We start from the raw sequence: 19,983 nt of genomic DNA, 5'->3' as shown, positions 1-19,983 counted from the left end.
CAGGTGCTGGCCCGGCTCACCGGCACGGACGATCCGCTGGAGCACCGGCTCGTCGAGGCCTACTGGCTCGGCCGTGACCTGGGCGTCGACCACGCCCGGTTCGCCGACGAGCTGCTGGCGGTGATCGGCCCGCAGGCCGGCCACTACTGGACGCACCTGACACCGGAGCTGCTCGCCGGCGGGGCGCCCGACCACGGTTTCCACGTGTTCGGCGTCTACCCCTGGTCGCGGCTGCTGGGCAGGGGCATGGACGAGCAGCCGTTGCACGTGCTGGACAGCTGCCGGATCCGGTGGGGGCTGGTGGTCGGCCGGGACAGCGACGGGATCGAGGTATCGTCGCGGCGCCTGACCTGGAACGGCACTGGGCTGGGCCTCGGCGAGCCGACGGTGCAGCGCGTCGAGGGCGATGCCGAGGTCGGGCAGCACGTGGCCCTGCACTGGGACCTGCTCTGCGACCACCTCACGGAGAATCAGGTAACGACGCTGGAGGAAAGCACGCTGCGCGAACTGGCGGCGACGAACCGCCGGCTGTCGGCGGAACGACACCCGGTGGCGCCGGGATGAGTGCCCTCGGCCTCGCGACGGTCGTGCACCCCCACCACGTTCCCCTGACGCGCAACGGAGCAGCCGGATGAGACCACGGATCGCGCAGGATGAGGGGCAGATCGGGTTCCACTGGGTCACCCCCGCCGGGCGGCCGATCGCGCTGCCCGATCTCGTCCTCACCGACGACGAGCCGGACCGGCTCGTCGCCACCCACCTCGAGGCCCTCGACGACGCCCTGATCATCGCGGCCGGCCGGTTCGGCGACGTGCTGGGCGGCGGGCGCCGGCCGACCGCGACCGAACGCGAGGACCTCCGCGAGCTGCACCGTGTCCTCGACCGGCTCGTCCACGAGTACGCGACGGCGCTGGACCGCACCGGGCTGGTGGCCGAGGTGCGCTCCGGGTTGATCATCGGCACGGCGTTCCTGTTCAGCGTCCGGGCCCGCCAGCCGCTGGACCTGCTCGGCCCCGCCCCCTTCGACGGTGAGCTGGACGACCCGTCGCTCGGCGTCGTCGGCGGGTTCGGCGAGATGACCGTCGTCGATCCGGAGAAGCCGTGGAAGGGCGGGCGCTGGATCGTGCGCACCGAGGCGGGTCCGCGCTACCCGCTGACCTTGGCCATGATCCTGTTCGACAGCTCCGGCACCAACAAGGACGCGTCACTGCAGGAGCACCGCGAGGCGATCCGGTCGGTGATCACCTCGGCCAAGGCCGCCGACGCCGACCCGATGGCCGTCTCCTGCGCCCTGGACTGGCTCCTCTACGACTGGCTCATGGCCCACCGCGACGGCCCCGACAGCGCCGCGATCGAGATCCCGAAGGGCCGGGAGCCCGACGCGATCCTCATCGTCGACGCTGCCGCGGCGGCGGTCACGGCGCGGGCGTCGTTCGATCCGGGGCTGCTGACGGTGCCGTAGCTCCCCCGTCACGCCACCGGGCCGGGGGATGCCCGGGTGCCCGCACGCCGCCACGCTGGGCCGGTGGAGATGACGATGGACGAGTTCCTCGTGGCACGTCGCCGGTTCGACGCCGACCAGGAGGACGCCGAGTACGTCGAGTACACGTTCGCGATGGGGCGCATCGGCAACCCCCGGAAGTGGCAGCGTGAGCGGCGGCGGTTCCTGCTGGCGAGGGGCTGTGCGCCGGGGTGAGCGGCGGGTCGCCAGTGGGACCGGGCGAGCAGGTGGCGCACCAGCATCTCCGTGCTCGGCGTGGGCCCCGGGCTGGGTGACGGCGTGCCAGGGTCGCGGGCGTTCCGTCGCGTAGGCGTGGGTCGAGTACGTGATCCGCCGGTCGCCGTGTTCCGGGCGGTCCAGCCGGAAACCGGGCTCGACGGCAGGGTGGAGCACGATTCAGACCCGACTTGGCTCATAAGTCGATCTTGATGCTGACGGTCGGGCGTTGACCTGCAGGATCGGGTGGCGGGTCGGCTGAGGGTGCGCACTTCGCGGATGACACCGCTGTGGGACGCGCTGCGCGGCCTACGATCAGCTCGGGTTCGACGCTGCTCCCGGCGGCGATGAGGTTTAGGCAGTTGGTGCTGGCCAGGATCATCGAACCGACCAGCAAGATCGACAGTCTGCGGGTGCTGGCCGAGGCGCGGATCGACACGGTCTCCTACGCCACGGTGAAGCGGCGCCTGCAGCGCTACGCCGACGATGGTTGGCGCCGCGATCTGGCCGCTGCGTGCGCCCGCCATGCCCGGCTCGGGCCGGCGAGTCTGGTGCTCTACGACGTCCCGCCGCTCTGCTTCGAGACCGACACCGGTGACGGACTCCGGTAACCCGGCTTCTCGAAAGATCGCCGCCTGGAACCGCAGGTCACGATCGGCTTGTTGACCGACGCGGCCGGGTTCCCGCTGAGGGTCGAGGCGTTCGAGGGCAACCGGGCCGAGACCGCCACGATGCTGCCCACGTTGCCGGCGTTCATGGCCGCCCATCGGCTCACCGACGTCACGGTGGTCGCGGACGCGGGCACGATCTCCGAGGGCAACCGGCGGTCGATCGAGGCAGCGGGGCTGTCGTTCATCCTCGGCGCGAAGATCCCGCAGGTCCCCTACGTGATCACCGAATGGCGCGCGCAGCACCCCGGCCAGGACGTCCCGGACGGGCTGTTGCTGACCCAGCCCGGCCCGCCGGGCACACCGACAAGCGTCGTGACCAGGTCATCTACTACCAGTTCACCGCTGATCGAGCTCGGCGCACGCTGCACGGGATCGACGAGCAGAGCGGCAAGGCCGAACGCGCGGTGGCGGGGAAGGACCACCGGCTCTTGCAGATCGAGCGCTCCTTCCGCATGTCCCAGCACGACCTGGCCGCACGGCCGATCTATCACCACAAACGCGCTTCCATCGAGGCGCACCTGACCATCGTCTTCGCCGCTCTCGCCGCTCTCGCCGTCTCCCGGCTCATCGAGGCACGCTCCGGCTGGTCGGTTCGCAGGGTCGTGCAGACAGCGCGCCACTACCGCACCGTCCAGATCCACGCCGGCGCCCGCCTGCTCACCGCCGCTGATCCCGTCCCGGACGAGCTTCGTGATGCGCTGACGCGCATCACTTCACCTGGAACTGCGCACTGATCTGAGCCAAGTCAGGGGCCGAGCACGATTCAGACGAGCGGCAATTCCGTGGGGACCTATGCGACGAGGGTGCCGTTCGTCGGGGTGGGGGGAACCGGGACCGTCGCCGTCACCGACGTGCCTCCGCCCCGGCGGGAGACCACTCGTAGCTCCCCCCCGACCAGCTCTGCGCGTTCGGTCATCGACTGCATTCCGTACCCGTCGGAGTCGGCGTCCGGCTCGAATCCCTCGCCGTCGTCGGTCACCTCCAGGCGCGCGCGGCCGTCCTCGACGTGGAAGATCATCTGGGCGGTGCGGGCGCGGGCGTGCTTGAGGATGTTCTGCAGGCACTCCTGCGCGATCCGGTACAGCGCGATCTCCATGTGTTCGGGCAGCCGCTCGTCAGCCAGCTCCAGCCCCACCTCGACGCCGGGCAGCGACCGGGCCAGGCTGGCCAACCCGCCGGCCAGCCCCAGGTCGTCGAGCACCGGGGGTCGTAGCCCGCCGATCGCGGCCTGGGCCTCGTCGAGGGTCAGGTCGACGAGCCCGCGGGCCACCCGCAGCTGCTCCACGGCCTCGTCCGGATCGACGATGAGCGCGTGGCTGAGCGCGTCGAGGTGGTAGGAGAGCGTGACCAGGCGCTGGGAGATGCCGTCGTGGATGTCGCCGGCCAGCCGCCGCCGCTCGGCCTCCTGCGCCGCGATCGCCTGCTCGGTGAACCGCTCGTGCGCCCGCTCGCGCGCCACGAGCCTGCGATGCGTGCGGGCCTGGTGCAGCGCCCCCGCCACGAGCCTGCCGATCACCAGCAGCAGCCGGACGTCGCGGTCGGTGAACGCGCGCCGCGCCACGGTGTGCACGTTCAGTACGCCCACGAGCCCGGCCGGGCCGGTGGCCATCGGCACCGACGCCATCGAGGTGAACTCGGTGCCGCGCAACGCCGGGATCGGCACGTAGCGGGGATCGGCCTCCTTGTTCTCGACGATCACCGCCGGCTCCCGGTGGCTCGCCACCCACCCGGTGACGCCGGACCCCAGCGGCAGCCGGATCCGGCCCACCTGCTCGTCGAACGGCGGGGTGGCACCGGCGAGGGTGAGCGAGCGCTCGGCGTCGTCGAGGACGTGCACGAAGCAGACGTCGGTGGCGGTGGCCCCGGTGATCAGCGCGGCGACGGCGGCGGCGAGCGGTTCCACGGCCGGTCCGGCGGAGACGGCCTCGACGATCGCCAGCAGCAGCGCGTTCTCCCGTTCGGGATCGGCGAGGCCCAGGAGGGCGGTCACTGGAAGATGCCCTCGCGCAGCGCCGTGGCCACCGCGCCGGTGCGGTCGTTCACGCCGAGCTTGCGGTAGATGGAGCGCAGGTGGCTCTTGATGGTCTCGTCGCTGACCACCAGCCGCCCGGCGACGCCGCGGTTGGACAGCCCGGCGACCATCAGCGCGAGCACCTCGCTCTCGCGGTGCGTGAGGCCGTGGCGGGCGCCGGGCCAGAACTCGTTGCTCTGCATCCGCGCGGCGGTGTCGACGGCGCGACCCGCCAGTGCCGTGTCGATGACGGTGACGCCGGTGTGGGCGAGCTCGAGCTGGCGCACCAGCTCCTCGCCGCCGATCTGCTTGAGCAGGTACCCCGACGCGCCCGCGCGCAACGCCTGGAACAGGTACTGCTCGTCGTCGTAGACCGACAGCAGCACCACCCGCCGGTCGGGCTGCCGCTCACGCAGCGCGCGGCAGAGGTCCAGGCCGCTGGCGCCCTGCATGCGCACGTCGCAGAGCACGATGTCGGGATCGAGCCCGTCGATCACCCGTTCCGCGTCGCCCGCCCCGACGGCCTCCCCGACCACCCGCACCCGCCCCCGGAACGGCCCGAGCATCGCCTTGAGCCCGGCGATGACCATCTCGTGGTCGTCCACCAGCACGATGCGGATCGGCCCGGTCATTGCACGACGATAGGCCAGTTTCACCTCGGATCCCCCCGTTGCGGGGGAGACGGCATGTTCAGTCACGCAGCTAGCTTCGCCGACATGCCCGAGAAGCTGGTGCGGATCAACCGCGAACGACCGACCGGCGGACGACCGGTGCTCCTGGCGATCGCCGGCGACAGCGCCGCGGGCAAGACGACCCTGACCGCGGGGTTGGTGGCAGCGCTGGGACCGGATCGCTGCGTGTCGCTGTGCACCGACGACTACCACCGCTACGACCGCGAGGAGCGCCGCGGCCTGCCCTTCACGGCGCTGCACCCCGACTGCAACCACGTCGACATCATGGAGCAGCACCTGCAGCTGCTGGCCACCGGACAGCCGGTGCTCAAACCGGTCTACGACCACGCGACGGGGCGGCTGGCCCGGCCCGAACGGGTCGAGCCCAACGAGTTCGTCATCGTCGAGGGACTGCTGCCGCTGCACACCAAGCTGGCACGGGCCTGCTTCGACGTCACCGTCTACCTCGACCCGGCCGAGGAGATCCGCCGCAGCTGGAAGGTCGCCCGCGACACCCGCAAGCGCGGCTACACCGAGGAGCAGGTGCTCGTCGAGATGGGTCGCCGGGAGGCCGAGTCGGCCGCCTGGATCCATCCGCAACGCCAGCATGCTGACATCGTGGTGCGGTTCGCGCCGATCCCGGGCCGGAACGACCCGCCGGAGACACCGCTGTCCGCGGAGCTGATGCTGCGGCCCTCGATCCGCCATCCCGACCTCGCCGCCGCCTCCGGCCGCACCATGCACCTGAAGCTGGAACGTGACTGCGACGGCCGCCCCGTCGACACCCTGCACATCCACGGCTATGTCCCCCGCGAGGAGAGTGTGGCGCTGGAGAAGGCGATCTGGCACCTGATCGGGGAGCCCGGCGGGGCGGCCCCGGACGGGCTTGGCCGGCTCGGCCCCGACGCCCGCAGCGAGCCGCTGGCGATCACGCAGATGATCCTGCTGCACCACCTGCTGGAGGCGGCCCGGTAGCGCGCAGCACCGCGGAGACGCATGTCAGCCGCGTCAGCAGTTCGTGCCGGGCGCCCGCGACCCGTTCGGGCCGGCCTCGCCACGCCTTCGCGACCGGCGCGAGCAGGCTCGCGCCCAGGCAGAACCCGACGGTCCACCCCGGCCGCAGCCACTGCACGGCGGCCAGGTGGGCCGCGAGCTGCCCGGCCCGCCGCGGTGGGCTGAACACCACCCCCGCTACGGCGCAGGCCCCGGCGTCGCGGAGGCTGCGGACGGTGGCCCGTGCGCAGTCCTCGGCCGCGTCGACCTCGCTGGACCGGGTCCCGGGCACCACCGGCCGGACCCCCAACAGGACCCCGCCCGGGTCGGTTCCCGCCCGGTGCAGCGCCGCCATCAGCGCACCGATCGCGACGGTGTGCGCGGCCTCGGCGGCGGCCAGGCAGTCGTGCGGCCCCGCCGTCAGGTGGTACTCGACCAACGGCACCAGCCCGGCCCGCTGGCACGCCGAGGCCCACGCCGCCGCGCGGCGCGGGGAGCCGTCGACTGTCACCGCGGCGAACGTGGCCCCACCGTCGGCGTGCCGGGCGACGACAGAGGCGTCCTCCCGGCTGTCCATCCGAACCCCCACCGGTATGCGGCCGACCGCGGCAGGCAGCGCCGCGGGTGTCACCAGCAGGCCACCGGCCAGCCGGTCGAGCCCCGGCGTACCCAGTACGAGCTCGCGCAGCGCGCCGCAGTGCCGCTCGGTGGCGGGGATCCGGGCTCCGCGCAGAACGTCGTGGAGCATGGTGCAGGGCTGGTCGAGGGCGAGCAGCCCCCGCCCGCGCGACACCAGCGCGGCGGCTCCGACCGACCGGTACCCGGTGACGGTCATCGCCGGGCCCCCGACACGGCGCGAGGTCCGCATGCCGCCGTGGCCAGGCAGCCGAGAAGGGCATCCCGGCCGGCCCCGACCGAGCCGCTGCTGCGCCACGCCTGCAGCGCGGGCCGGGTGGCCTGGCGTCCGATGTAGAACGTCAGCGGCCACGGCGGCGACGGCGGCCACTGCGGCTCGACGCCGGCGGTCTCGCCGATGAGCGCCACCCCGCCCAGGTCGTCGGGCAGGACAGTCAGTGGTTCGGTCGCCGATCCCACCTCGATGCAGATCACCACCCCGGACACGTCGACGTCGAGATCGTGCAGGTGGCCGCAGACACTGAGCAGGGCCGCGGCGACGGTGGCGCTGCGCCAGCCCCGGTCGTCTCCGGTGATCCTCGTGCCGACCCGGATCACCGGGACCAGGCCCAGGTCGTGGCACAGGACGGCGAAGCGCGCGGCGGCGTGGCCGTTGGCGGTGAGCACGTGCATGCCGCGGGGATCACCCGCCGGCCCGGCGACGGTGCTCCACACCGCGAAGCCCACGCCGAGATCCCGCGAGCGCGTCAGCCGGGCGGCCAGGCCGTCGAGGCCCGAGGTGACGCGGTGCCGGTCGTCGTCGGTCAGCCGCTCGTGGCCGGAGTCGGCGCGGACCCCGACCATCAGCCCAGCCGGTCCCGGCTGTTCCTCGAGCACGTCCGGGGTGAGCACGACGCCGCTGACGTGCTCAGACAGGCCCGGGGTGCCCAGCAGCATCGCCAGGTAGTCGGCCCTGGCCGCCGGCATCAGCGCCTCCGCCCGGAACCGCGCCGCCAGCTCGGCCGGGCCGGTGTCCAGCGCCAGGATCCCGCGACCGAAGGAGAAGAGCCTGCGCAAGCGGTGGTGCACGCCGTCCATCCGGCGAGCCTGCGCCCGTCGGGCGTGGTCCGGCCTCCCCTGGGCAGGGGAGGCCGTGGGGGATCTCCTCAGCCAACCGCGGAACTCATCTGCGGCGTCACCAGTTCCCGGTGAGGTTGAGCCGGGACACGGCCACCCGCGCGGCCCCTCCTCGGTGCGCGCGGATCCGGTCGAACTGGGCGTGGACCGAGGCGGTGTCGGGTTGGTCGTAGACCGAGTGCAGCAGGGCCCGCACCCACGGCCAGGACGCTTTCGGGGTCGACGACATCAGGTTCGCCGCGTAGTGGAGCCGCAAAGAATCAACACGGTGGTTACGCGGCGCTCGGTGTGTCGGTCGGCAGGACAGAGGCGAGGAGCGCGCGGCGGTGGAGCATCGTGGTCCGGGAACCGGGATCGGCAGGTAGTCGTCTTGGTCCAGGAGCGGGCGGACTTCGACCAGGGCGTTGTCGATGGTGCGTGGGCTGACGTCGAACAGTTCGGCGAGTGCTTGGCGGGTGCAGACTCGGCGCTGGTAGCGGATGGTCGCCAGGATCCGTTCCGGGCCGGTGGTCTTCTGCTGGCACACACCGCCGCGGGCTCCGGGGAGACGTTCCGCGCCGCGGCGGCGGTAGCGGCGCCGTTCGAGCTGTGCTGCTTGGCTGGTGGAGAGCCGCTCGATCATCTGGTCCAGCTCGGCCCTGGTCATCCCGGTCAGCGCCGGTCCGGACAGCAGTTCCGGCAGCTGCGGGCGTGCCGGGTTCGGCGATCGCCTGGCCGATCGAGTTCGGGTTGACCTCGAGGATCTCCGACAGGACGTTCTGGGAGCAGATCTGCCGGAGGTAGCGATTGTGATCAGGACCCGGTCGGCGTCGGCGAGCGGGTAACGGCTGCCTGCTCCCGGGGCGCGTCGTCGTCCACCTCGTTGTTCGTGGCGGCGCTGCGCGCTCTGAGCGGCTTGGGCGGGTGCGAGATCGGCGGCCAACTCGTCGAGCTCTGCCCGGCTGATATCGGTGAACCTCGGATCGGACGGGATCTCAAGTGCGCGGGTCCGGGCCCCGCCCGATCGCCGGGGCCGCATGCGAGCTGCTGGCCGGCCAGCTGGCGCCGGGCAGGGTGGCGCCGATCGCCGCCAGCCTGTCCGGGGTCCGACTCGTCACCTCCGACGCACAGACGCTGCTGACGCTCGTTCAGAACAGTGGGCGTAAACCGGCGAGTGAGCTGGTAGATCTGTGAGACACCCGGGCAGGACTCGTCGGTCGAGAACTCGTCGTGTCCGGTCCACCCCCGTGTCCACCCCGGTGGGGGATGGTGGGTGTCTCCCCACCCCGCAGGATTGTCGAGTGCCCGACACACGGGCGGCGGCCTGGCGGACCTCCCGTGGTCGAGGGAAGCCCAGACCGCGTTCCACACACCGAGGGCAAGGGGAAACGGCATGATTGCCGACCACACGACGCTTGCACAGTTCCTCATCGAGGAGCGCCGTCGCTATCCAGGTGCGAGCGGCGACCTGAACTCGCTCATCCTCGATGTCGCTCTCACCTGTAAGGCGATTGCCAGGCGAGTTGCCTTCGGAGCACTCGCCGGCGTACTCGGTGCTGCGGACGCCACGAACGTGCAGGGCGAGAAGCAACAGAAGCTCGACGTGGTCGCCAACCACCTGTTCGTGCGCGTCAACGAATGGGCAGGTCATGTCGCGGGGATGGTCTCCGAGGAGATGGAGGATCCCTACCCGATCCCCGCACAGTATCCGCGCGGCAAGTATCTGCTGTTGTTCGACCCGCTGGACGGGTCGTCCAACATCGACGTCAATGTGTCGGTGGGTAGCATCTTCTCGATCCTTCGGGCACCTCAGCCGGGCGTGGACCCGGCCGTGGAGGACTATCTTCAACCTGGATCCGAGCAGGTCTGCGCCGGTTACGCGATCTACGGGCCGTCCACGATGATCGTCCTGACGGTCGGAACGGGCGTGCACGGCTTCACCCTCGAGCCGCAGCTCGGTGAGTTCATCCTGACGCACCCGGGGATCAGGATCCCGGAGTCGACCAACGAATTCGCGATCAACGCCTCCAACAGTCGCTTCTGGGAGCCGGCCGTGCAGCGCTACGTCGGGGAGTGCCTCGCTGGCCGAACCGGACCGCGGGGAAAGGACTTCAACATGCGGTGGGTCGCCTCCCTCGTTGCAGAAGCCCACCGAATTCTCACCCGCGGCGGTGTGTTCCTGTATCCGCGGGACACGAAGGACCCAGCCGCGCTGGGCCGGTTGCGCCTGCTCTACGAGGCCAGCCCGGTCGCGTTACTCATCGAGCAGGCGGGTGGTCGGGCGAGCGCCGGGAACGAGCGGATCCTCGACGTCGTGCCGGACGGGGTGCACCAGCGGATCGCGTTCGTCTTCGGCTCACGTGAGGAGGTGGAGCTGATCGAGCACTACCACCGCGACGACGCCGGCGACCATCACGCCGGCGAGTACGACGGGCAGCTGTTCGGAACTCGTGGCCTGTTCCGCTCCAGCGTCTGAACCGAACCGGAGGAGAAGCATCGTGTCCGTGACGCATCCGATCATCGCCATCACCGGTTCGTCCGGCGCCGGGACCACGTCCGTGATGCGCACCTTCGAACAGATCTTCCGGCGGGAGCACCTCGACGCTGCCTTCGTAGAGGGTGACAGCTTCCACCGCTGGGACCGTACCGAGATGCGGGCGGAGATGGCCGACGCGCTGGTCGAGGGCGACCACACATTGAGCCACTTCGGCCCGGAGGCCAACCTCTTCGAGGAGCTCGAAGAGCTGTTCCGGCACTACGGTGAGAGCGGCGGCGGGAAGGTTCGCAAGTATCTGCACGACGACGAAGAGGCAGCGCCCTACGCACAGCCGCCCGGCACCTTCACCCCGTGGGAAGAACTGCCCGAGGGATCGGACCTGCTGTTCTATGAGGGGCTACACGGCGGGGTGGCAACCGAGAAGGTGGACGTCGCCCGGCACGTCGATCTGCTCGTCGGTGTCGTGCCGGTGATCAACCTGGAGTGGATCCAGAAGCTCCAGCGTGACAAGTCAACGCGGGGATACTCCGCCGAGGCCGTGACCGAGACGATCCTGCGGCGGATGCCAGACTACGTGAACCATCTCTGCCCGCAGTTCTCCCGTACGCACGTCAACTTCCAGCGCGTTCCGATCGTCGACACGTCCAACCCGTTCATCGCCCGCGCAATCCCGGCGCTGGACGAGTCCATGCTCATCATTCGGTTCGCCGACCCTCGCGGCATCGACTTCCCGTACCTGCTCTCGATGCTGCACGACTCGTTCATGTCGCGGCCGAACACGATCGTCTGCCCCGGGGGCAAGATGGATCTCGCGATGCAGCTGATCTTCACACCGATGATCTGGCGGTTGATGGACCGCCGCAAGCAGGTACTGGGCCGGTGAGCCGCTGTCGGGGGGAGCCGCCGATCGAGACCGGCCGCACGACTCAGCCTGGATCCACCGCAGCACGTGACCGGTCGCGGTAGTTGATCTTTTGGTGGTGGGGAGCGAGTTTCGGGTGTGGCTGAGGTGCCGGTCTGCCCGGCTCTAGCACTGATGATCTCCGGTTGTGGCCTGGGCCTGTGGTCAAGTGGGGGTGCGCGGTGGGTCGTGCAGGGCGCGGTGGAACAGCTCGTCGGGCCCGGGTTCCCATGGCCAGTCCCGCGGTAGGTGCAGCACCAGGCGGCTGGTGGAACGGGCGATCCGGCCCGGGGTGTGGATCAGCTGGGTGCGGATGGTGCCGGTCCGGGCGCGGGTGTGGACGGAGCCGGCCGGGGCGCCGGCGGCGCGGGTGAGGTTGTGCGCGATTGCGGCGCAGACCGGCCAGGCGGCGTTGGCGGTGAATACCCCGGAGGGTAGGTGCGCGAGCGCGGAGTTCTTGAGGTCGGCGATGACCTGCTCGATGACGGCGTGGTCGCGGTGGGTGGCCTCCGCGGTGGGCGCCGTGTTCACTGCTGTCGGTGAACACCGTGTGGTAGCGGTAGACGGTGGACATCTCCGACTGTCCGGCGCACGGCTTTGGGGTTGAGCCGCCGGACCCGGCGCACGATCAGGCGGGCGGTGATGTGGTGGGTCGGCGCCCGGTGAAGGCGGTGAAGCTGATCTCGGCGATGTCACGGCCGGGGTTTGGCGGGCGGTGGCGGAGAACTGGGCCCCGGCCTGGCGGCAGGTGGTGATGATGTCGTGGCTGTAGTGGGCCGAGTCGGCGCGCACGTTCGCCCAGTCCGGACGCGTCGGGGCGGCGCGCGGTCGCGGGCGCGTCGGCGAGCAGCTTCGCCGCGCCGCGCACGGAGTGCGTGGGGCCGTTCCGGAGCCGGGTCGCGGCGATCACCGGAGCGGAGCGCGGGATGGATGGATCCTCGACGGGGAGAAGCAGTGGGTGTCGCACGCCACCGGCTGGGAGGGTGCCGGGCCCGACCTGATGACCGTCGTCGCCCGGGCCGGGGACGACCCGGACCCGCGCCACTCGCTGGCCGTGTCCTGGTCTCCGGGCCGATCGAAGGGCTCGAGATCACCGGGCTGCTCGACCCGCTCGGCCATCGCGCGCCTGTTGCCCCGCTTCACCCTCAGGGGTGTCCACGTTCCGACCGGCAACCGCATCGGTGAGGTCGGTGACGGCCTGGGCACAGTCACCGCGTCGTTCGGCGGCGCATTGATCGGGGCCCGCGCGGCGGGCGTCATGCGGTCGGCGTTCGACGTCGCGCTCAATTCGCGCGGACGGACCGCCGGGGCGGCTGCGTGCCCGTCGTCCAGCACCCGGGCGTCGGGTTCCTCCTGGCCGACGTCAAGACCCGGATCGAGGCCGTGCGCGCGCTGACCCCCAGCGGGCCTGCGCTGCGCTCGACAGCGGATCGCCCGGCGCCGAGGAGCTGTCGGTGCATGCCAAGGTCTTCGGGTCCGAGACCGCGGTGCAATCGCTTTTCGACCTGATGCGCGTGGTCGACGTCGACTCCTACGGCCACCACCTCCCGCTTGCCGGGCCGGCCCTCCGACCGTGGCGCCGCCGCCTGCGGCCGCCAAGAGCGTCGGATGCAATATTCCTTGCAGGAATGGATGCTATACGTTATCGACATTAGTCTCAGTAGTTGTGGCGGTGCTAGCCTGGTTTTGCCGCCGGGTTCGACGTCGAACAACGGCAATACTTGCGAATCTGGCATCGATGCCTGGGTCGTGGAAATGAGGATTGATGAGTGCTGACGGGAATGCGCTTGCGGATCCGGCCGGCGAGCGCCGTCTCGATGCCCTCCTCGACCGGCACGCCGCCCGCGGGCCTGCTGTGGCGACGTCCCAGCAGATCCTCGTCAAAGGGGGATCGGTGCTGTCGATGGACAGTGGTGTGGGCGACTTCGCCGTCGGTGACGTGCTGATCGTCGGGGACCGGATCGCCGAGGTCGGAGCCGCGATCTCCGCCCCGAAGGCGGTCGTCATCGACGCGCGCGACCACATCGTCATGCCGGGCTTCTGCGACCCGCACATCCACTGCTGGGAGGGGTCGCTCGGACGGATCATCCCGGAGAACATCCCCCAGACGACCGAGGACGCCATCGGCGGGGCGCCGGTTTCGGGCCGCAGCTACATGTACGCCGCGCACCGGGCCTTCGCGCCGGCGTGCCGGCCCGAGGACATCTACGCGGGAACCCTGATCACCCTGCTGGCCGCGCTCAACGGTGGGATCACGACGGTCGTCGACAACATGCACAACGCTCGCTCACCCGAGCACTCGGACGCCGGTGTCGAGGCGCTGTTCGAGTCAGGGGTGCGGGGTGTGCACGCCGTGGGAGGCCCCCGCGCGGGTACCTGGGCCGAGACGTTCCCCGCGGATGCCGGGCGGCTACGGGACCGGTACTTCCGCGGCTCCGACGACCTGTGCTCGATGCGGCTGTTTGCAGCCGGTTCCGACGATCTCACCGAACTCCTGCCTGTCCGCAAGGAGCTCGATCTCTGGTTCTCCTTCGACAGCGGGATCGAGAAACAGGACCTCGCGGCGTTGTACAAGGACGGTTCCTTCGACGGGCGGGAGGCGATCAACCACGCGAACTTCCTCTCATCGGAGCAGCGGCAGATCGTGGTCGACAACGGGGCGCAGGTGAATGTGTGTCCCCGAATCGAGGCGCAATTCCGGTACGGCCGCATTCCCTACAACGAATGGGTCGAGCAGGGGCTGCGTCCGGGCCTGAGCAACGACAACCCGATGACCTACGCGATCGACATGTTCGCCGAGATGCGCGCGCTCTACCTGACGCAGCGGGTCGACCAGCACCGTTCCGGGAGCGCCTCGGCCACACTGCGGGAGATCCTGCAGTCCGCCACGCAGCAGGGCGCGAACAACTGCGGTGTGGGGGATGTCGCGGGCTCCCTGACGCCGGGGAAGAAGGCGGACCTCATCCTTGTCGACACCTCGGCGCCGCACCTGTTCCCCCGGAACAACGTGCTGGCCTCGGTCGTGCAGGGCGCCGGGGTCGAGTCCGTCACCGCTGTGCTGGTGAACGGCCGTGTCGTCAAGTGGGACGGCCGCCTGATCGGTGTCGACCTGGACCGGGCCCGGCGCCTGGTGCAGGAGTCCCACGACCACCTGATCGACGCGGTGAACTGGCCGCACGCTCCCGTCGACTTCGACGACTAGCCGGATAGCCCATCCGCTCCACCGCCTCGTGTGCCTCGGTGTCCGTCCGAGGCGACGCGCTCACAGAAGGATGCCCTGCAATGACGCGATCATCGTCGGCCGAGGCCGAACGGAGAGCCAGGCGGAACATTCGCCTGGGTTCGTTGGGCGCCGCCCTCGAGTACTACGACTTCGTCGTCTACCTCTACGTGGCGACCCTGATCGGCCAGGCCTTCTTCCCGGCGGACCTGTCGCCGACGATGCGGTTGGTCCAGACCCTCGGCATCTACTCGATCGGCCTGCTGATCAGGCCGGTCGCGGGAATCCTCATCGCCCGGGTGGCCGACCGGGTGGGGCGCAAGCGTATGTTCATCCTGACCGTCGCCGTGATGTCCGTGGCCACGCTGCTCATCGGGTTGCTGCCGACCTATGACCACATCGGCTGGCCCGCGCCGGTGTTGCTGTTGCTGCTGCGCGTCGCCCAGGGCTGCGCGGTGGGGGGCGAGCTTCCCGCGGCCGCGGTCTTCGTCACCGAGCACGCCCGGCCCGACGGTGTCGCGCGGGCGGGTGCGTTCCAGCAGATGACGGCGTACAGCGGGTTCCTGCTCGGCGCGGGGGTGGCGTTCGTGGCCGGCCTCGTGGCGACGCACCTGACGCCGGACCTGCCCTCGCTCGCGTGGCGTCTCCCGTTCCTCGTCGGCGGGCTGCTCGGTGTCGTGTCGTCTACCTCAGGCGCCGGATCGACGAGACGCCCGCGTTCGTACGCGAGACCCTCGAGGAGGGGCGGCGTCCGGCTGCGCCGGTTCGTGAGGTGCTCGGCAGACACCGCAGGTCGGTCCTGTTCGCGGTCCTGCTCGTCGTCGCGCTGACGCTGGTCAACATCACCTACTTCAACTTCTGGGCGATCTACCTCCAGACAGCTCTGGGCTACACCCCGACAACGGCGCTGATCGCCAGCCTGATCTCGATCGCGGGAGCGATGGCGTCCATGCCCGCTTGGGGCTACGTCGCAGACCGGTACGGCTGGAGCCGCATGCTGTTCTGGGCCGGCGTGTCGACCGCCGCGACGACGTTGTTGCTGCTGGCCGTCGTTCCCACGCTGCCTCCGGGGTCGGAACTCGCCGTGTGGATCCAGCTGCCCGCTGCGCTGGCGGCGGGTGGGATCGCGGCCGCCGTCCCGGGCATGGTCTCGGTGGTCTTCCCGACCGAGGTGCGCCAGACCGGCTACTCGGTCCCGTACAACATCGTCGTCGCCGTACTCGGCGGCTTCCTCAACCTGATCCTGGTGTGGTTGGTGGCGAGCGCCGGCGCCGGGGCGCCGATGTACGTCGTGCTGGTCGCGTGCGTCCTGACGATCGTCGCCTCCTTCACCGTCCTGCGGGTCCCCATCCATCTCGGTCGGGGCGCCCGGCCGGTCGGCGGGTTCTCCACGGCCGCTGGCGTCACGACCACCGGTGACGCGGCGGTGACCGGATGAGGTGGGTCACCTACGAGGCGGGCGACGGCGTCCGCACCGGCGTCATCGACGGAGAGTCCGTCCGCGGGCTCGCAGCGGGCACGACCCTGGAGGGGCTGCTCGCGGACGACGATCTCGTCGAGGCGGGCGAGGACGCGTGGCGCGCGCCCGCAGAGGTCCGCGAGCTGGACGGGGTTCGGCTGCTCGCCCCGCTGCGCCGTCCACCGTCGGTGCGGGACGGCCTGTGCTTCCTCGACCACCTCCGCGGGTGCTACAAGGCACTCGGCCGCGACGTCGAGCTGGCCGAGGTGTGGTTTCAGAGCCCGGCCTTCTACTTCGCCAACGCGGAGGCGATCGTCGGGCCGTACGACGACGTCCCGATCGCGCCGGGTTCGACGATGTTCGACCTCGAACTGGAGCTCGGGGCGGTGATCGGGCGCGGCGGCCGCGACCTGCACCCGGACCGGGCCGAGGAGCACATCGCCGGCTTCACGCTCTACAACGACTGGACCGCACGGGACCACCAGGTCGTGGACATGGCCCAGGGCATCGGGATGGCGAAGAGCAAGGACAGCGCCATCACGCTGGGGCCGGCACTGGTCACCGTCGACGAGCTCGAACCCCACCGCCGCGACGGGCGGCTGGTGCTCGAGCTGTCCGCGACGGTCAACGGTGAGGAGCTGACCCGCGGAACCCTCGACCGGATGGACTGGACCTTCGGCGAGCTCCTCGCCTACATCTCGCGCGGGACCGACCTACGGCCCGGGGCGGTGATCGGGTCCGGCACGGTTCCCGGTGGCTGCCTGCTCGAGCACGTCGACACCGCCGAACTCGGGGCCTTCACGGGTTGGCTGCAGCCGGGGGACGTGGTGGGCCTCAGCGGGGTCGGGCTGGGGGAGACGCGGCAGACGGTGACGCAGGGCATCGACGTCGTGCCGCTGCGTGCCGCCGGCCGACCGCGCTGACCAGGGAAGGGTGAACTCGATGAGCTTCAGGTTCCGGCGGGTCGTGACCGGCCACTCCGAGGACGGGAAGGCCGTCATCCGGTCCGACGAGATCGTGAGTTCGGCGCCGCGGCTGCCCGGGTACGAGGCGCGGGTCGTGTGGTGCACGGGGCAGCTCCCCGCCAGCAACGACGAGGACGTCTTCGACGACGGTGCCCCAGGCCCCAAGGGCGCACGCGTGCTCTTCCGCGTCGCGGAGTTCGACCCGGCGGAGGCCGAGCACACGAACATGCACCGCACCGAGACGCAGGACGTCGCACTGGTGCTCTCGGGCCGGCTCGACATGGTCCTCGACAGCGGTGAGGTCGTCGAGCAGCTGACCGCGGGCGACGTCCTCGTCCAGCGGGGCACCATGCACTCCTGGGTCGCCCGGGGCGACGAGCCGGTCCGGGTGCTGTTCGTGCTGATCGACGCGCTGCCCGTGCAGGTCGGGGACGTCGTCCTCCGGGAGGACCTGTCGGCGCTGGCCGGACGGGCCTCGCCCATGCCGCAGGGCGGCGAGCCCGGATGATGGGCTCGCCGGGTGCGCCGCGGTTCACCGCGGTGGACGTCCACGCGCACCACCTGGGGCCGGGGCTCCCCGTCCTGCCCAGCGGAGCTCCGCGACTCGTCCTGGAGGACGGCGGCGGACGGATCGTGCGGGGCGACGGGGGCTCCCGTGCCGTGCCGCCGGCGCTGTGGCACGTCCCGACGCGGTTGGCGGAGATGGACCGGGTGGGCCTGTCCCACCAGGTGATCTCGCCGGTCCCGGAGGTCATGGAGCAGGCATGGACGGACGATCCCGCCTACGCCCGCGCCGTGAACGACGCGATCGCGACGGCCTGCCGAGAGTCGGGCGGCCGGTTGATCGGCCTCGGGTGCCTGCCCCGGTCCGATCCGGCGACCGAGCTGGCACGGGGCCTGGACCTCGGCCTGCGCGGCGTCGAGATCGGCACCCGCATGGACGGCCACGACCTGGACGCCGCGCAGCCGGCGGTGGTGTGGGCGATCTGCGAAGAGGCGGGTGCGTGCGTCCTCGTGCATCCCGTGGGCCGGGGGCGTGGGGTGCTGCACCGGTCCGGGCGGCATCTCGAGATCGGGCTCGGCATGCCGGTGGACGCCGCGGCCGCGGCGTCCGCGCTGGTGTTCGGGGGCGTCCTGGAGCGGCATCCCGGCCTGCGCATCGCGCTCACCCACGGGTGTGGTGCCTTCCCCTGGATCTATCCACGGCTGCGGATGGCAGCGGGTGACGCTGCCCCCGACCGGTGGGACGCCTTGGTCCGGAGGCTGTTCGTCGACACGCTGGTCCTGGACCCCGTGCAGGTGCCGCTGCTCGCGCACCGGTTCGGGGTCGATCGGCTGCTCCTCGGGACGGACAGCCCGTTCATGCCGGAACAGCTCGAGGCGACGGCGCGGATCGCCGATGCCCTGCCGGACCCGTGGCGTCGCGCGGTGGCGGTGCACAACGCGCTCGCCTACCTCGGTCTTCCTTCGGATCCCCACCGGGGCGACGACCCGTTCCACACACCCGACCCCAGGAGGAGTCCTTGCCGGACATCGAAGACACCGTCGGGCGCTGGCTGAGCGAGTACGCCGCGCCCGAGGCGAGCGTCGCGACCCTGCTGTGCGACCGACACGACCCCGACGTCGTCGCGTTTCGATTCGTGGACGAGGACCTGACCGGGGCGACCATGACCTACGGCGAGCTCGCCGACCGGTCCCGGCGGCTCGCGACGGCCCTCGCCGAGCGCGGGGTGAAGCGCGCGGACCGGGTGGCGGTGCTGATGTCCAAGCGCCCCGAGCTCGTCGTCACCCTGCTCGCGATCTGGCGGCTGGGCGCGGTGCACGTGCCGCTGTTCACGGCGTTCGCCGACGGCGCGATCCGCCTGCGGGTGGAGAGCTCGGGGGCACGGCTGGTCGTCACCGAGCCCGAGCAGCGGGCGAAGCTCGACGCGCTCACGGGCGTCGACGTGCTGGAGACCGGAGCGGACTTCGACCGCCTCGTCGCCGACAGCGCCCCGTCGACCACGTCCGAGACCGTCGGCGGCGCCGGCGCCTTCCTGCAGCTCTACACCAGCGGTACGACCGGGAAACCGAAAGGCGTCGTCGTGCCCGTGCGGGCCCTCGCCGCCTTCCACAGCTACCTTCACTACGGGCTCGACGTGCAGGCGGAGGACGTCTACTGGAACGCGGCGGACCCCGGCTGGGCCTACGGCCTCTACTACGGCATCGTCGCGCCGCTCGTGGGCGGGCGGGCCAACCTGCTGTCCCGCGGGGCGTTCACCCCGGAGTCGACGGCGGCGGTGATGCAGGGGTTCGGCGTCACCAACTTCGCCGGCGCCCCCACGATGTACCGGGCGATGAGCAAGTCGGCGGCAACCGGCCGGATCGCGCTGCGCCGGGCCTCGTCGGCCGGGGAGCCGCTCACCCCGGACGTGGTGGAGTGGGGGGAGACGACCTTCGGGGTCCCGATCGGGGACCACTACGGCCAGACAGAGCTGGGCATGGTCATCGGCAACCACTGGCACGACGACGTCGTGCAGCCGATCCGCACAGGCTCGATGGGACATCCACTGCCCGGGTTCCTCGCAGGGTTGGTGGACGGCCAGATCGCGATCGACGCGTCCGCGAGCCCGCTGTTCTGGTTCGACGGCTACCAGGACGAGCCGGACAAGACAGCCGAGCGCTTCGCCGAGGCCGGACGGTGGTACCTCACCGGCGACACCGGCCGCGCGGATGAGGACGGGTACTTCTTCTTCACCGCCCGCGACGACGACGTCATCCTGGCGTCGGGGTACCGCATCGGTCCCTTCGACGTCGAGAGCGTGCTGATCACCCACCCCGCGGTCACCGACGTCGCCGTGGTCGGCAGGCCGGACCCGGAGGGCATCCGAGGGGAGATCGTCGAGGCGTTCGTCGTCACGAGCGCGTCACGCGATGCGCGCGACGCGCTGGCCCAGGACCTCCAGGCCCTCGTCCGAGACACCTACTCGCGCCACGCCTACCCGCGGGTCGTCCACTTCGTCGAGGCGCTGCCGAAGACGCCGAGCGGCAAGATCCAGCGGTTCCTGCTGCGGCGCGGCTGAGCGCCCGCCCCGTCGGCGGTGGACCGTTCCGGTTGCATTCCTCGATGGAATACGGTGGCGTCGGTGGCGCAGGCCGACCGGGAAC

The 19,983-nt window shown here is 71.0% G+C and carries 17 protein-coding genes and 4 pseudogenes; 14 read left to right on the top strand and 7 right to left on the bottom strand.

Translation table 11 applies throughout. From position 1 onward, the window contains the following. From BGP03_RS12335 to BGP03_RS12320, 4 genes and pseudogenes are all read left to right on the top strand, one after another. Positions 1-564: DUF6390 family protein (locus BGP03_RS12335; protein ID WP_299736327.1), on the top strand; the 564-nt coding region annotated here is incomplete at its 5' end. 67 nt (positions 565-631) lie between these two features. After that, entirely contained in the window at positions 632-1,462 is an 831-nt protein-coding gene (locus BGP03_RS12330) for a hypothetical protein (RefSeq protein WP_298800875.1), read from the top strand. Positions 1,463-1,525: 63 nt separating this feature from the next. Then, positions 1,526-1,696 carry a hypothetical protein gene (locus tag BGP03_RS12325; RefSeq protein ID WP_296377269.1) on the top strand — a complete coding sequence of 57 codons (171 nt, stop codon included), beginning with the start codon at positions 1,526-1,528 and terminating at the stop codon, positions 1,694-1,696. Between the two features lie 279 nt (positions 1,697-1,975). Then, positions 1,976-3,122, top strand: a pseudogene (locus BGP03_RS12320) (IS1634 family transposase); the annotation flags it as partial. A gap of 56 nt (positions 3,123-3,178) precedes the next feature. Here the strand turns inward: BGP03_RS12320 and BGP03_RS12315 are convergent. Beyond that, on the bottom strand, positions 3,179-4,378 hold the full coding sequence (locus BGP03_RS12315; protein WP_298800874.1) for a GAF domain-containing sensor histidine kinase: 1,200 nt from the start codon (positions 4,376-4,378) through the stop codon (positions 3,179-3,181). After that, positions 4,375-5,031, bottom strand: coding sequence for a response regulator transcription factor (locus BGP03_RS12310; protein WP_296377271.1), 657 nt, complete (start codon positions 5,029-5,031; stop codon positions 4,375-4,377). The genes BGP03_RS12315 and BGP03_RS12310 overlap by 4 nt, the downstream gene beginning before the upstream one ends. An 84-nt stretch (positions 5,032-5,115) precedes the next feature. Between BGP03_RS12310 and BGP03_RS12305 the strand changes: the two genes are divergently transcribed. Beyond that, the gene (locus BGP03_RS12305) at positions 5,116-6,045 is read left to right on the top strand and encodes a phosphoribulokinase (protein WP_299736324.1); all 930 of its coding nucleotides are present in this window, start codon (positions 5,116-5,118) and stop codon (positions 6,043-6,045) included. Here the strand turns inward: BGP03_RS12305 and BGP03_RS12300 are convergent. The 4 genes and pseudogenes from BGP03_RS12300 to BGP03_RS12285 all read right to left on the bottom strand — a co-directional run. Next, positions 5,999-6,898 carry a class I fructose-bisphosphate aldolase gene (locus tag BGP03_RS12300; RefSeq protein ID WP_296377273.1) on the bottom strand — a complete coding sequence of 300 codons (900 nt, stop codon included), beginning with the start codon at positions 6,896-6,898 and terminating at the stop codon, positions 5,999-6,001. The genes BGP03_RS12305 and BGP03_RS12300 overlap by 47 nt on opposite strands. Next, a complete protein-coding gene (locus tag BGP03_RS12295) occupies positions 6,895-7,776 on the bottom strand; it encodes a class I fructose-bisphosphate aldolase (protein ID WP_298800872.1) in 882 nt (293 codons plus the stop codon). The genes BGP03_RS12300 and BGP03_RS12295 overlap by 4 nt, the downstream gene beginning before the upstream one ends. A gap of 163 nt (positions 7,777-7,939) precedes the next feature. Next, positions 7,940-8,068: pseudogene (locus BGP03_RS12290) on the bottom strand (transposase); the annotation flags it as partial. Between the two features lie 19 nt (positions 8,069-8,087). Next, positions 8,088-8,797, bottom strand: a pseudogene (locus BGP03_RS12285) (ISAzo13 family transposase); the annotation flags it as partial. A 390-nt stretch (positions 8,798-9,187) separates the two neighbouring features. Between BGP03_RS12285 and BGP03_RS12280 the strand changes: the two are divergent. Both BGP03_RS12280 and BGP03_RS12275 read left to right on the top strand, forming a co-directional pair. Then, positions 9,188-10,270 carry a class 1 fructose-bisphosphatase gene (locus BGP03_RS12280; protein WP_296377275.1) on the top strand — a complete coding sequence of 361 codons (1,083 nt, stop codon included), beginning with the start codon at positions 9,188-9,190 and terminating at the stop codon, positions 10,268-10,270. A gap of 28 nt (positions 10,271-10,298) precedes the next feature. After that, entirely contained in the window at positions 10,299-11,174 is an 876-nt protein-coding gene (locus BGP03_RS12275; RefSeq protein ID WP_298800871.1) for a phosphoribulokinase, read from the top strand. Between the two features lie 183 nt (positions 11,175-11,357). Here the strand turns inward: BGP03_RS12275 and BGP03_RS12270 are convergent. Next, positions 11,358-11,705 (bottom strand): annotated as a pseudogene (locus BGP03_RS12270) (IS1380 family transposase); the annotation flags it as partial. A 1,252-nt stretch (positions 11,706-12,957) separates the two neighbouring features. On the opposite strand from BGP03_RS12270, the gene BGP03_RS12265 reads away from it, so the two are divergent. From BGP03_RS12265 to BGP03_RS12235, 7 genes are all read left to right on the top strand, one after another. Further along, positions 12,958-14,394, top strand: a complete 1,437-nt coding sequence (locus tag BGP03_RS12265) for an amidohydrolase family protein (RefSeq protein ID WP_296377278.1) — start codon at positions 12,958-12,960, stop codon at positions 14,392-14,394. A 143-nt stretch (positions 14,395-14,537) separates the two neighbouring features. Then, entirely contained in the window at positions 14,538-15,242 is a 705-nt protein-coding gene (locus BGP03_RS12260) for an MFS transporter (RefSeq protein WP_298800870.1), read from the top strand. Then, entirely contained in the window at positions 15,185-15,850 is a 666-nt protein-coding gene (locus tag BGP03_RS12255; RefSeq protein ID WP_298800869.1) for a hypothetical protein, read from the top strand. Before BGP03_RS12260 ends, BGP03_RS12255 begins: the two co-directional genes overlap by 58 nt. Further along, positions 15,847-16,794, top strand: coding sequence for a fumarylacetoacetate hydrolase family protein (locus tag BGP03_RS12250; RefSeq protein WP_296377280.1), 948 nt, complete (start codon positions 15,847-15,849; stop codon positions 16,792-16,794). The genes BGP03_RS12255 and BGP03_RS12250 overlap by 4 nt, the downstream gene beginning before the upstream one ends. A gap of 19 nt (positions 16,795-16,813) precedes the next feature. Then, positions 16,814-17,344: a cupin domain-containing protein gene (locus BGP03_RS12245; protein WP_296377281.1), complete on the top strand. Its 531-nt coding sequence runs from the start codon at positions 16,814-16,816 to the stop codon at positions 17,342-17,344. Continuing rightward, entirely contained in the window at positions 17,341-18,396 is a 1,056-nt protein-coding gene (locus BGP03_RS12240) for an amidohydrolase family protein (RefSeq protein WP_296377282.1), read from the top strand. Before BGP03_RS12245 ends, BGP03_RS12240 begins: the two co-directional genes overlap by 4 nt. Then, the gene (locus BGP03_RS12235; RefSeq protein WP_296377283.1) at positions 18,360-19,898 is read left to right on the top strand and encodes an AMP-binding protein; all 1,539 of its coding nucleotides are present in this window, start codon (positions 18,360-18,362) and stop codon (positions 19,896-19,898) included. The genes BGP03_RS12240 and BGP03_RS12235 overlap by 37 nt, the downstream gene beginning before the upstream one ends. Positions 19,899-19,983 lie beyond the last annotated feature (85 nt).

Source organism: Pseudonocardia sp. 73-21, assembly GCF_001899645.1.
Lineage (GTDB): Bacteria > Actinomycetota > Actinomycetes > Mycobacteriales > Pseudonocardiaceae > Pseudonocardia.
The sequence above is the reverse complement of the archived record's forward strand: the minus strand, read 5'-3'. Positions and strand labels throughout refer to the sequence as shown.

Excerpts from the sequence above, each read along its gene's own strand:
- BGP03_RS12310 (WP_296377271.1), bottom strand. The coding sequence starts at position 5,031 with ATGACCGGGCCGATCCGCATCGTGCTGGTGGACGACCACGAGATGGTC.
- BGP03_RS12305 (WP_299736324.1), top strand. The coding sequence starts at position 5,116 with ATGCCCGAGAAGCTGGTGCGGATCAACCGCGAACGACCGACCGGCGGA.
- BGP03_RS12240 (WP_296377282.1), top strand. The coding sequence starts at position 17,341 with ATGATGGGCTCGCCGGGTGCGCCGCGGTTCACCGCGGTGGACGTCCAC.
- BGP03_RS12295 (WP_298800872.1), bottom strand. The coding sequence starts at position 7,776 with ATGGACGGCGTGCACCACCGCTTGCGCAGGCTCTTCTCCTTCGGTCGC.
- BGP03_RS12280 (WP_296377275.1), top strand. The coding sequence starts at position 9,188 with ATGATTGCCGACCACACGACGCTTGCACAGTTCCTCATCGAGGAGCGC.
- BGP03_RS12330 (WP_298800875.1), top strand. The coding sequence starts at position 632 with ATGAGACCACGGATCGCGCAGGATGAGGGGCAGATCGGGTTCCACTGG.
- BGP03_RS12250 (WP_296377280.1), top strand. The coding sequence starts at position 15,847 with ATGAGGTGGGTCACCTACGAGGCGGGCGACGGCGTCCGCACCGGCGTC.
- BGP03_RS12245 (WP_296377281.1), top strand. The coding sequence starts at position 16,814 with ATGAGCTTCAGGTTCCGGCGGGTCGTGACCGGCCACTCCGAGGACGGG.
- BGP03_RS12300 (WP_296377273.1), bottom strand. The coding sequence starts at position 6,898 with ATGACCGTCACCGGGTACCGGTCGGTCGGAGCCGCCGCGCTGGTGTCG.
- BGP03_RS12265 (WP_296377278.1), top strand. The coding sequence starts at position 12,958 with ATGAGTGCTGACGGGAATGCGCTTGCGGATCCGGCCGGCGAGCGCCGT.